This window comes from Kutzneria sp. NPDC052558 (genome assembly GCF_044547355.1).
GTDB lineage: Bacteria > Actinomycetota > Actinomycetes > Mycobacteriales > Pseudonocardiaceae > Kutzneria.
Map to the genome: position 1 here is coordinate 379,686 of NZ_JBIUAG010000001.1, position 11,866 is coordinate 391,551.

The 11,866-nt window shown below is 70.7% G+C and carries 9 protein-coding genes and 1 pseudogene; 2 read left to right on the forward strand and 8 right to left on the reverse strand.

The window, feature by feature from the left end; genetic code table 11:
* Positions 1 to 6 precede the first annotated feature (6 nt).
* From ACIG5F_RS01720 to ACIG5F_RS01730, 3 genes are all read right to left on the reverse strand, one after another.
* Positions 7 to 2,334 carry a ricin-type beta-trefoil lectin domain protein gene (locus ACIG5F_RS01720; RefSeq protein ID WP_396515438.1) on the reverse strand — a complete coding sequence of 776 codons (2,328 nt, stop codon included), beginning with the start codon at positions 2,332 to 2,334 and terminating at the stop codon, positions 7 to 9.
* A gap of 204 nt (positions 2,335 to 2,538) precedes the next feature.
* Entirely contained in the window at positions 2,539 to 3,399 is an 861-nt protein-coding gene (locus ACIG5F_RS01725) for a hypothetical protein (protein ID WP_396515439.1), read from the reverse strand.
* 4 nt (positions 3,400 to 3,403) lie between these two features.
* Positions 3,404 to 3,847, reverse strand: coding sequence for a hypothetical protein (locus tag ACIG5F_RS01730; RefSeq protein WP_396515440.1), 444 nt, complete (start codon positions 3,845 to 3,847; stop codon positions 3,404 to 3,406).
* A 135-nt stretch (positions 3,848 to 3,982) separates the two neighbouring features.
* On the opposite strand from ACIG5F_RS01730, the gene ACIG5F_RS01735 reads away from it, so the two are divergent.
* Complete coding sequence (locus ACIG5F_RS01735) at positions 3,983 to 6,811, forward strand: BTAD domain-containing putative transcriptional regulator (protein ID WP_396515441.1); 2,829 nt, start codon at positions 3,983 to 3,985, stop codon at positions 6,809 to 6,811.
* Here ACIG5F_RS01735 and ACIG5F_RS01740 read toward each other — a convergent pair.
* A complete protein-coding gene (locus tag ACIG5F_RS01740) occupies positions 6,808 to 7,449 on the reverse strand; it encodes an HAD family hydrolase (protein WP_396515442.1) in 642 nt (213 codons plus the stop codon). The two genes, ACIG5F_RS01735 and ACIG5F_RS01740, sit on opposite strands and share 4 nt — an antisense overlap.
* Positions 7,450 to 7,471: 22 nt before the next feature.
* Between ACIG5F_RS01740 and ACIG5F_RS01745 the strand changes: the two genes are divergently transcribed.
* Positions 7,472 to 9,025 carry a phytoene desaturase family protein gene (locus tag ACIG5F_RS01745; protein WP_396515443.1) on the forward strand — a complete coding sequence of 518 codons (1,554 nt, stop codon included), beginning with the start codon at positions 7,472 to 7,474 and terminating at the stop codon, positions 9,023 to 9,025.
* A gap of 4 nt (positions 9,026 to 9,029) precedes the next feature.
* Here the strand turns inward: ACIG5F_RS01745 and ACIG5F_RS01750 are convergent.
* The 4 genes and pseudogenes from ACIG5F_RS01750 to ACIG5F_RS01765 all read right to left on the reverse strand — a co-directional run.
* Positions 9,030 to 9,407 (reverse strand): annotated as a pseudogene (locus ACIG5F_RS01750) (GrpB family protein); the annotation flags it as partial.
* Positions 9,408 to 9,515: 108 nt separating this feature from the next.
* Positions 9,516 to 10,913, reverse strand: coding sequence for a trypsin-like serine protease (locus tag ACIG5F_RS01755; protein WP_396515444.1), 1,398 nt, complete (start codon positions 10,911 to 10,913; stop codon positions 9,516 to 9,518).
* A gap of 36 nt (positions 10,914 to 10,949) precedes the next feature.
* Positions 10,950 to 11,231 carry a hypothetical protein gene (locus ACIG5F_RS01760; protein ID WP_396515445.1) on the reverse strand — a complete coding sequence of 94 codons (282 nt, stop codon included), beginning with the start codon at positions 11,229 to 11,231 and terminating at the stop codon, positions 10,950 to 10,952.
* The gene (locus tag ACIG5F_RS01765) at positions 11,221 to 11,838 is read right to left on the reverse strand and encodes an alpha-ketoglutarate-dependent dioxygenase AlkB (RefSeq protein ID WP_396515446.1); all 618 of its coding nucleotides are present in this window, start codon (positions 11,836 to 11,838) and stop codon (positions 11,221 to 11,223) included. Before ACIG5F_RS01765 ends, ACIG5F_RS01760 begins: the two co-directional genes overlap by 11 nt.
* Positions 11,839 to 11,866: the final 28 nt, after the last annotated feature.

Below are 11,866 nucleotides of genomic sequence, written 5' to 3' on the forward strand. Positions count from 1 at the left end.
CGTTGTTCACGCGGCCGGCAGTTGCCAGCGCTGGTTGGAGCCGCCGTTGCAGTCCCAGATCTCCAGCTGGGTGCCGTCGGTCGTGGCGAAGGCCGGGTCGTCCAGGCACTTGCCGGACTGGGTGCTGCGCAGGCTGCCGTCGGCGGCCTGGGTCCACTGCTGGTTGCTGCCGCCGTTGCACTCCCACAGCTCGACCAGGGTGCCGTTGGCCGTGCCCTGGCCGGTGACGTCCATGCACTGCCCCGAGTTCATGAGCGTTCCATTGCGGACGGTCCAGGTCTGCGCGGCCGAGCCGTCGCAGCCGGCCAGCACCACCTTGGCCCCGGCCTGGGCGCATTTGCCGGCGATGCCGGAGGGGATCGGGCCGGACCGGGCCGGCGATCCCGGGCCGGGCGTGACGGCCAGGTTGTCGAACTGGTCGGTGGCGTAGCCGACGATGCCGATGCCGGCCTGGCCGTTGGTCCAGCGGCCGTCGGTGGCCGAACCCGCCACGCGGCCGTCGACCGAGCCGGTGATGGTGCTGCCCTGGAACGTCACGGAGAGCGTGTGCCAGGCGTTGGCGCCCAGCGCCGTGGTGCTGCCGCTGGCCAGCGTGGTCAACGCCCCGGTGGTGTCGCCGGCGACGATGGACCACACCCCCGTGTTGCTCACCCGGAAATAATAGGCGTTTTGGTGGGATTGCGGTCGGGATTGGGCATTTGCCCGGCCCATCAGCTCCACGGCGCCGGCGGCGGCCAGCCGGACGTCGGCGGAGACGGTGTAGTTGCCCCAGTCCTGGTCTCCGACCAGGGAGAACGCGTCGGAGTCGTCCTGCCATTCGATCGGCCGGACCGGGGCCATCTGGGTCAGGCACTCCCCGGCGCGGCCGACGCACGGCTGCGCCTCGTACGAGCCCTGCATGTCCGAGAGATACTTGGCTTCCGTGCCGGCGGCGTAGCCGTCGAAGTTGTCGGCGTACGGCAGGGCCAGGCCGTGCTCGGTGGGGCCGGTCGCGGCGCCCTTGCCCTGGCCCACAGTCGTCGAGATCGTGTATACGGTATTCGGCTGGAGGGTGAGCGAGTAGCTGGATCCGCTGACGTCGGCGCTGTGCTGGAAGTCCGGGCCATTGCCGAGACTGGTGCTCCACACGTGGGCGCTGCTCGTGTTCAGGCCGCCGGCGATGTTGAGGCTGACCTGCTGCGCCGCGGTGGCCGTGGACGTCTCGACGATCGTGCTGTAGTCGTAGCCGTCGGTCAGGGTGACGTAGCTGCCGCTGGCGCCGAGGTAGCCGCTGGCGCTGTCGATGAAATGCCAGCCGGGCTTGGTGAACTGGGTGACCTGGGCCGTGGCCCACGTGCTCTTGCCCAGGCTGTACGCACCCGACCACGGCGACGGCGCGACCGCCAGGCCGACGGTGGAGTACGGCAGGTTGGGATAGATCGCGGCGAGCAGCGGCCAGTTCAGGTAGGCGGTCATCTTGGCGTCGAGGTAACCGCGGGTGATGGAGCGGATCAGCGCCGCCGTGCCGGTGTTGATGTCCTGTGAGCCGTTCTCACTGGCCCACAGCTGCTTGCCGGTGGCCAGGGCGTTCGCCGTGGTGCTGCACGAGATCGCGTCTCCGCCGTCGCCGCCGCGGCACGGGTAGTGCGCGCCGACGATGTCCACCGACCTGGCGAAGGTCGGGTCGGTCACCATGTCGTCGGCGATCTCCCAGCCGGAATCCGCGCCGACCACCTTCACGCCGCCGTAGCCCTTGGCCGCCAGCGTGTTGTGCAGGTTCTCGTACCAGCCCTTGTTGTAGCCGCGCTCGTTCCAGCCGCCGAGGAAGTCGATCGCCAGGCCGTGCTGCTTGGCGCAGCCCAGCCAGGTCATCAGGTAGTCGACCATGTCCTGGGACCAGAAGTTCCCGCCGCCGATCCAGCCGGGGGCGGCCCAGGCCAGGCCGTAGAGTTCGATGTTCGGGTTGCGGGCCTTGGCCTGCCCGGCCAGCCACCACTCGTAGCCGCCGGCGCAGTTCACCGCGCCCCTGGTGTGCTCGATGCTCGGCTCGGAGCCGTCGGTGGAGTTGGCGTCGCCGCCGATCTCCAGCTTGAGCACCTGAAGGTCGGCGCCGTAGCCCGGGGTGAACAGGTAGTCGAGGATCTGGCTCCGCTGCGGCTCGGGGTAGTCGATCAGCAGGCGGGAGTTGCCGCCGCCACCGCTGATCGTCCCGATGCCGTCGAAGGTGCGGCCGCCGTGCGTGCCGTCGACGGTGATCGTTGTCGCCGCGTTCGCGGTGGCCGGCCCGGCTAACGCCAAGGCCGTGATGACGCCGGTCAGCAGTGCGCCGATCTTCCCTGGCCATGACCGGGACATGGGTCTCCCCATTCATCCTGGCACCGTGGCGGCGGTGCGCTGACAACGTTGTCAAGCCTCACGCACCCTTCATGCTGCCCGGTCACGGCCGGTTGGACAAGGGTCACGCATTGACACCTTCCCTGCCCTGATCGCCGTTAATGAACCGCTTTCCGTTCCTGACCGATCGGCTTGGCCGGCTCCCCTCCGGCCGGCCAAGCCCACTCACCCGTGCCGGGCGACGACCTCGGCCACCCGCTTCATGCAGTCGTCGTGCGCGGCCTTGACATCGGCAAGCTCTCGGGCATGCTTGGCGATCTCCGCGTCCTGGTACGCCTGCTCCACCGCGCGCCAGGTGTCGATGACCCCGGCCGTCCGCTTGCACGCGACATCCGCCGACGCAGTGGCGATCTCCTCCGGTTTGACGACGCCGGTGTCCAGGTCGAAGCCCTCGCCCGCGTCGACCAGGTTCGATTCGCGATATCCCTTGGCCTGCATGCAGGACGACCACTGCTTCGTGACCGCGGCCAGTTCCGGACTCCGCAGGGAGTAACGGTAGGAGTCCCACGAGATCGTGCGGACCAGGTCGGCGCTGCCGAACGATCCGCCGCCGGTCAAGCTGGCGGTGGCCAGATCAAGGCACGCCGATGAGCCCGGGATCTTGTCCTTCTCGTTCGGCGTCGAACCATCCACGGTGGACGGAATGTGGTATCCGTAGGTCGCGGCCGCGCCGGCGTCGATCACGCCGTACCGCCTTTTACCGCCGTAGGAACCCAGATCGCGCTGGCGGCTGCGGGTGAGCAGCTCGAACGCGGCCCGATCCGGTGTGGCCACGTCCCGAACGCCGTGGGCCCGTTGGCAGTCGGCGGCGAGAAGTTCCTTGGCCAGCAACAGCTGACCGGTTTCGATGGCGGTGTAGCCGTATGCGTCTACCGGCAGCACGACGTCACTGTCGCTCGACGCCGCAACGATGTCAGCCGTCGCGGCTCCCGGCTCGCCGGCCGGCGAGCCGCAGCCCGTGAGCACAGCCGTTGCCACGCCCGCGAGCAGCATGACGGCGAACCGGGAGCCACGTTGCGCGGTCACGACGTCATGCGCCCTGGCTGAGATGGATCGACGCGTCCTCGTTGTAGGTCTCGACGAGCTTCCCGCTCCATCCCCCGTGCAGCCAGTCGGTCGGGCCGGACTGGTTCCTGTTGTAGAAGACGTAGCAGATAGACGACGCCGTCATGTCGCACGAGGCCGCCGCCGCGTTGTTCTTGACCGGGCTGCCCGAACCCGCGCCCGTGTTGGGGAAGAACGTGTAGCCGGCCAGGTCGTCCACGTCGACAACCGCACCCCACCAGGCGGTGGTCCGGCCTCTGTTGTAGTAGAGACACAGCTTGTAGATCGAGGCGTGGCAGCGCGCCTCCACCGAGTGCACGTCCTCGATGTTGGTCAGTGCCGAAGCCGGTGCGGCCGTGGCCATCGGGATGGCGAACGTCGCCGCCACCGCCGCGCCGACCAGTCCGGCGAATCGTCGAGCGAATGTCATGGTTGATCCCTTCCGACCGTTTCCCGCCCTGTTCGCCGGCAGGGTGCCCCACCCCGCTGCAAGCCCGCTGCAATCTGGCGGAATTGTCCGTTCAGCGGCTATGCTGCCGAGCCGGGGGAAGGGGGATGATCGTCGGTGGAGCTCCGCTTCGGAGTGCTCGGGCCGTTGCTGGTGTGGCGCGGATCCACCGAGGTCAGGCTGGGTTCGGCCAAGAACCGGCAGGTGCTGGGCCTGCTGCTGCTGCACGCCAACCACTACGTCGACCGGGAACAGATCATCGACTGCGCGTGGGGCGAGCGCCCGCCGCGCAGCGCCGTGAACCTGGTCCAGAAATACGTCGGCGACGTGCGGCGGTCGCTCGGACCGAGCAGCGGCGTGATCGACACCGTCGGCGCCGGCTATCAGCTCAACATCAGCCCGGAGCAGCTGGACAGCGCCCGGTTCGCGGCCGATGTCGTGCAGGCGCGCGAGAGCAGGAACGGCGGGGACTTCGCCGCCGCCCGCAGCTCGCTGACCGGGGCCATGGCGCTGTGGCGGGGACCGGCGTTCAGCGGCATCGACACGCCGGCCGCCGACACCGAGCGGACCCGGCTGGACGAGTACCGGCTCGGCGCGATCGAGGATCTCGCCGAGCTCGACCTGCTGATGGGCCAGCACGGGCTGGCGGTCGCCGAGCTGACCCGCGTCGTGACCGCCCACCCGTTCCGGGAGCGGGCGCGGGAGCTGCTCATGATCGGGCTGTACCGCGGCGGGCGGCCGGCCGACGCGCTGGTCGTCTACCAGGACGTCCGCCGCCTGCTGGCCGAGGAGCTCGGCGCCAGCCCCGGCCAGGGACTCCAGCGCGTGCACGGCCAGGTCCTGCGGGCCGATCCGGCGCTCGACCTGGTCACGGCCGTCCGGGAGCCCCGGATGAGGTCGCTGTACCGGCTGCCGCCCGACATCGCGGACTTCACCGGCCGCGAGCAGACCCGGCGCACGGTCCTGGACCTGGCGCGGGCGCGGCGGGTGACGGTGATCGTCGGCGCGCCGGGCACCGGCAAGTCGACCCTGGCGATCCGGGTGGCGCACGAGCTGCGCGAGAGCTATCCGGACGGGCAGCTCTACGTCGACCTGGCCGGCACGTCCGACACGCCGCGCACGCCCGCGCGGGTGTTGGCCGAGATGCTGCGGGCGCTGGGCGTCAACGATGCCGTGATGCCGGACGGCATGGACGAGCGGGCCGGGCTCTACCGGGCGCGGCTGGCCGGCCGTCGGGTGCTGGTGCTGCTCGACGACGCCGCCGACGCGCGGCAGGTGCGGCCGCTGCTTCCGCCGTCCGGCGACTGCGCTGTCGTCGTGACCAGCCGGCGCTGGCTCACCGATCTGGAGGGCGCGCAGCACGTCGAGCTCGACGTGCTGTCTCCGGCCGACGCGCGCATGCTGCTGGCCGGGATCGTCGGCGCCGAACGCGCCGAGCAGGAACCGGAGACGTCCGACGCGATCGTCCGCCTGTGCGGGCACCTTCCGCTGGCCATCCGGATCGCCGGCGCCAAGCTCGCGAGCCGCGGCGCGTGGACGCTCGGTGTGCTGCGCGGCCGCCTGGAAGACGAGTCCCAGCGACTGCGCGAGCTCTGCGTCGGCGACCTCGACGTCCGGGCGAGCTTCGAGCTTTCCGTGCGGTTGCTGCCCGAGCCCGCCGCCCGGGCGTTCCGCCTGCTCGGCCTGCTCGGCGCCGAAACGCTGCCGGGCTGGGTGCTCGGTCCGCTGATCGACGAGCCGGACGCCGAGGACATGCTGGACGCCTTGGTCGACGCGAACCTCCTGCGCCTGGTCGAGACCGACGCGGTCGGCCAACCCCGGTACCGCCTGCACGACCTGCTGCGCGCACATGCCACGCGGGAAGCGGTCGAGCAGTATCCGATCGAGGAACGTCGCGCCGCCGTGGAGCGGGTGCTCGCCGGCTGGCTGGCGGTGGCCGAGCAGGCGCGGGCGCTGTGCCCACCCGGCCTTTTCCGGCACACACCGGGGAATTCGCCGCGTCGGCCCGCCGGTTACGTCGTCACCGACGCCATCTCGTGGTTCGACGCGGAGCGGGGAACGCTGCTGCAGGCCATGTCGCTCGCGGCGCAGTGGGAGTTCGACACGCTGGCGTGGGAGCTCGCGCTCGCGGCCGTGCCCTACTACGACCACCGGAGCCTGTACCAGGACTGGCGGCGCAGCCACGAGATCGCGTTGGCGGCCGCCCGAACCGCGGGCAACGGCCATGGGGTGGCGGCGCTGCTGCAAGGACTGGGCCAGGTCCACATCTACCTCGACGAGATGGACGACGCCCGGACCGCGCTCGACGAGAGCCTGGACCTCTACCGCGGTCTCGGCGACCAGCGCGGCGAGGCGCTCGCGCTGGCCGGAGTGGCCACCGTCGAACGGGTGCTCGGTCATGACAACCTGGCGCTGAAACACGGGTATGCGGCGCTGGAGCTGGCCAGCCGCGTCGACCTGCCGCACCTGCGGGCCCAACTGCTCGCCGCGACCGGCTTGTTCCAGTTCGAGAGCACCGGAGAGGACACCGGGCCACGGATCGAGGACGGGCTGCGTCGGGCCCGCCAGCTGGGCGACCGGCATCGGGAGGCGGTGATCCTGCGGTATCTGAGCAGCTTCCGCCAGGCCAACCGGGACTACGCCGCCGCGCTGCGCTGCCTCACCCTCGCCCTCACCGTCTTCAGCGAGATCGCCGACGAACGCTGCGCCGCCTACACCGAGCAGCGCATCGGCGGCGTCTACGCGGAGCTCGACGACCACCTGCGCGCACGGGCCGCCCTCCAGCGCGCGGCCGGAGTCTTTCACGGCAACGGCGACCGCAAGAACGAAGCGGACTGCCTGGAACGGCTCGGCGAGCTGGAGCGCCGCCACGGCACGCCCGCCACCGCGCGCGAGCACCTCGACAACGCGGCCCGGCTGCGGAAGGCCATCGCCCCGAAGGCTTAGCCCCCCAGGATCACAGCGGCGCCGTCCGCCGGACTCGACGCCGTGACCGTGGGCTCGGGTTCGCCGGCCGGCCAGGCACGGTCGTGGTGGATCCAGATCGTTCGCAAGCCGGCGGCGGCACCGCCGATGATGTCCGCGGTGCTGTCGCCGACCATCCAGCCGTCCTGGCCGAGCTTGCCCCCGGCCCGCTCGGCGGCGATCTCGAACAGCCGCACGTCCGGCTTCCAGATGTTCTCCGCGCCCGAGATTGCCCAGCCGTCAACGTGTTTGGCGATGCCGGTGGCGACCAGGGTGTTGGTCTGCACCACCTGATAGCCGTTGGTGACCACACCGAGCCGCCAGCCGGCCAACCGCAGCAGGGCCAGGCCTTCGAGCACGCCGTCGAACACCGGGATCAACGTCGGCTGGCGCTCGGCGTACTGTCCGAACAAGGCAGCAAGGGAATCGGTCAGCCCGTAACGCTCGCGGATCTGGCCGAAGAACTCCTCCTTGGCCACCCGACCGTCCCCGTCGGCCGCGACCAGCCAGTCCGCCTCGGCCGGATCGAGCCCGCGGTCCACACAGAACTCGACCGCCCAGGCCCGCAGGCCGGCATCGCGGTCGACCAGCGTGCCGTCAAGATCGAATAGAGCCAGCATGCCGCTGATCCTAGGATGAGCCATGACCTTTGACGCCGTGGTTTTCGGGGCCGGACACAACGGGCTGGTCGCCGCGAACCTGCTGGCCGACGCCGGGTGGCGGGTGCTGGTGCTGGAGTCATCCGATCATCCCGGCGGGGCCGTGCACAGCGCGGAGGTGACGGCTCCCGGGTTCGTGACCGACCTGTGCAGCTCCTCGTTCCCGATGGCCGCGGCGTCGCCGGTGTTCGAGGGGTTGGGCCTGGAGCGGCACGGGCTCCGGTGGCGGCACGCGCCCGGGGTCCTGGCCCACGTGCTGCCGGACGGCCGGGGTGTGCTGTTGTCCCGTGACGTCTCGGCCACAATGGCCTCGGTGGCCGAGTTCGCCCCTCGGGACGCCGAGGCCTGGCAGGGCATGTTCGCCCAGTGGCAACAGCTGCGGGATCCCTTGCTGGACGCCCTGTTCCGGCCTTTCCCGCCGATCACCGCAGCCGGAAAGCTCCTGCTGACAACGGGTTCCGCCGAGGCCCTGCGACTGGCCCGCATGCTCACGCTCTCGGCCCGGACTCTGGCCGAGGAACGTTTCGACGGCGCCGGGGCGCGGCTTCTGGTCAACGGCAACGCCATGCACGCCGACGCCGGCATCGACAGCCCCGGCAGCGGCGTGTTCGGCTGGCTCCTGGCGATGATCGGCCAGGATCGGGGCTACCCCGTGGCCGAGGGCGGCGCCAGCGCCTTGACCGACGCTTTGGTCCGCCGCCTGGAATCCCTTGGCGGGCAAGTCGAATGCGGCCGCCGCGTGACCGAGATCCTGATCGCCCGCGGCACGGCCGTCGGCGTCCGCGATCACGAGGGCAACGCCATCCGGGCCACCCAGGCCGTCCTCGCCGACGTCCCGGCACTGGATCTCTACGGGAACCTCGTTGCCGCGCAACACCTTCCGTCCCGCTTGCTGGACGACCTGCGCCGGCACCGACTGGATCCCGCCACCATCAAGGTGAACTGGGCGCTGTCCGGCCCCATCCCCTGGACCGCAACCGAAGCCTCCGCCGCCGGCGTCGTGCACCTCGGCGGCGACCTCGCCACCATGTCCGGCTCCTGCGCCGCGCTGGCCATGGGCCGCACGCCTCAGAACCCGTTCCTCCTGCTGGGCCAGACCACCACCGCCGACCCGACCCGCTCCCCCGCCGGCACCGAGTCCGCGTGGGCGTACACCCATGTGCCGCAAGGACAACGCTGGAGCGCCGACCGCCTGTCCTGGTTCGTCGACAAGATCCAGCACATCGTGGAGCGCCACGCCCCCGGCTTCACCGGCCGGATCATCGCCCGCCACGTCCAGGGCCCCGACGACTTCGCCGGCACCGTCAACGGCGGCACCGCCGCCATCGCCCAGCAGCTCGTCTTCCGCCCCGTGCCCGGCCTCGGCCGCGCCGACACCCCCGTCGACCGCCTCTACCTCGCCGGCTCCGCCGCCCACCCCGGCGGCGGCGTCCACGGCGCCGCCGGCGGCAACGCCGCCCGCGCCGCCCTCGCCCGCGCCCGCTGGGGCAGCGCCTACAAATCCCTCATCGCCGCCGCCCACCGCCTCGTGTACTAGCCATTCAGCGGAGCAGCTCGGTGACGACCTCGGTCTTGCCGATGGTGTACGCCTTCCGATCGGTCGCGTCCTGGTCGACCAGCTTCAGCTTCACCGCTTCGTAGCGTTGTCGGGCATCGGGACTACGTCGCAGGAGATCCCGGAAGCGCAGGTAGTTTCGCCACTGGCTGCCGCCGTGTTCGACGACATGGATGTGGGCGACTCGGTGCCAGGGCCTGGTTTCGAGCACGAACACGTGTCCGCCGTCGTCGCCGGCATCGCCCCGGTAGATCCATCCGTCGGCCTCCAGCCTCGCCGTCACCGCGGAGATCGACCGGCTCACCTCGACGCCGACCGCCAGGTCGATGATCGGCTTGGCGAGCAGGGTCAGCACCGACGAGGAGCCGACGTCATGAAGGGCCCCTTACTGACGCTGAGCGTCATGAAGGGGCCCTTCCTGACGTTGGGCGAGAGGATCGGTCCCTTGATCTTGGCGGGGGACGGGGCGGGGTCAGCCGTTGGGGGTGGTGATGACCTGGAAGTGCGCGCCCTGGCCGCCGCTGTAGGCGTTGATGTCGTCCATGATGACGCCGATGGGCGAGTAGTTGTTGGCCTCGCCGGCGTAGCAGGGGCCGGAGCGGTCCTGGCCGGGGAGGTTGCCCTCGAGGATGCCCAGGGCGGTGCTGTCGACCTGGCTGAACAGGGGGCCGCCGCTGTCGCCGGGGCGGGCGCAGATGTCGGTGTTGATGCCGACGTCGGTGGAGGTGACCTGGCCGCAGCGGGTGCCGGGCAGGTAGTCGCGGCCGGCGCCGCTGTCGACGGCCTGGGGGTAGTTGGTCTTGTTGGACGCGGAGCCGTCGGCGCAGACGACCCAGCCGGCCTTGATGTCGGCCAGCTGGTGGATGCCGGTGATGGGCTGGACGGCGGACGTGGAGTCCTGGCCGTTGCACGCCTTCGAGGAGTCGAGGCCGTTGGGACGGCAGTACAGCAGCACCTCGTTGTGCGGGGTCTGGTTGTTCAGCCAGGTGTTGGCGGTGGCCTGGTTGACGTACTGCACGAACGAGTAGTCGTACGGATACGAATGCTTCTCGGGGCCGTGCTGGTTGACGATGGCGGCGCCGTTGTGCTGGGTGGGCACGTTGTTGGTCTTGCCGTTGGAGCAGTGCCCGGCGGTCAGCACCCAGGCGGTGTTGTCGGGGAAGCCGCCGCCGTTGGAGCGCACGTTGAAGCCGGCGGTGCAGCCGCCCATGCTGCCGTCGTCCCGCGTGTAGTCCAGCCGCAGCCCGCCGCGCATGGGCCCATAGCCACTACAGAACAGCGGATGGCAGAAGCCCCAGTCCACGGGGCCGGCCAGCGGCTTGGGGGTCGGCAGGTCCTTCACGACGACCATGCCGGGCTGGGCCAGCGCGACCCGAGGGGCGGCAGCGGTCGGGGTCCGCCGCCACAGCACGACATTGTTGTCCTGCTGGTCCACGGCGGCCAGGTAGTCGGCGTCGGGGCCGGCGTCGAGCTGGTTGCGAGTCTTGCTCAGTTCCGCCAGGGAGTGCCGCACGGTGCGGGTTTTCACGTGTTGACGGTCCGGCAGCTGCCGCAGGAACGGGGCGATCGCCGCCGGGTCGGTGGCGTCGACCGTGAGCACGCCGCCGTGCTGCTGGTCGATGGCCATCCCGCCGTAGCTGGCGGACGCCTTGGCCTGCAAGGTGATGTCCAGCTGCGCGGCGTCCGACTGGAGCTGCAAACGGCGCAGCGCCTCGGCCTGACTGACGCCGTAGGTCTGCTCCAGATAGCCCACCGACGCGGCCACCTTGGCCGGGTCGAGGGTCGATCTGCCCACTGCCGCGTCGACATTCGACGCCACCAACGCCGGCAAGGCGACCGCGACCGCCGCGGCCCACACCACAAGACGCACTTCTCCCCCTCCGTCTGATGACGACCGGGGGAGACTCTACAGCGACCGCAACAGGTTCAGCGCCTGGGCGGACGGACTGTCCGGTTCGGCGTGAAATACCACCAGGACCTGGCCCTCGGTCCCCATGACGGCCAGCTTCTCGTAGCTCAGCTCCAGCTCCCCGACCAGCGGATGCGCCAGATACGACTTGCCGCTGACCCGCCGGCCGACGTCGTGCCGGGCCCACAGCCGGCGGAACTCCCCGCTGCGTATGGACAAATCGCCCACCAGCTCGGCCAGGGCGGCAGCGCGGAAACGGTGCTGCCGCTCAGTGCACACCCCGTGGCCTGAACTGGACGCTGATGCGGGGGCCGACCGGCTTGGCCGTCTTCGGCACCGAGTGCTCCCAGGTGCGCTGACACGTGCCGCCCATGACGATCAGGTCGCCGTGGCCAAGCATGTGCCGGACGCTCTCGCCGCCTCCCTTGGGCCGCAACAACAACGCCCGCGGCGCGCCCAGCGACACGATGGCCACCATGGTCTGCTCGACCAGCCGGCCGCTGTTGTCGCCGTGCCAGGCCACGCTGTCGTGGCCGTCGCGGTAGTAGCACATGCCGGCCGTACGGAACGGCTCCCCCAGCTCCGGCCCGTAGTGCTCGGTCAGCGCCGCCATGGCCTGGCCGAGCACCGGATCCGGCAGCGGCACGCCTTCCCGGTAGAAGCACACCAGCCGCGGCACGTCCACGATCCGGTCGTACATCTGCCGCCGCTCCGCATACCAGGGCACGTGCCCCACCAGCCGCTCGAACAGCGCGTCCGCCCCGGTCAGCCAGCCCGGCCGCACATCGACCCACGCCCCGTCTCCCAGCTCCGTCCGGCGCACCCCGCTCAGCCGGCCCAGCGTGGGCGTCTCCGCCTGGTCGAACAGTGAACCCTGCAACGCCATACGGCCAACCATATCGAACACCCGTTCG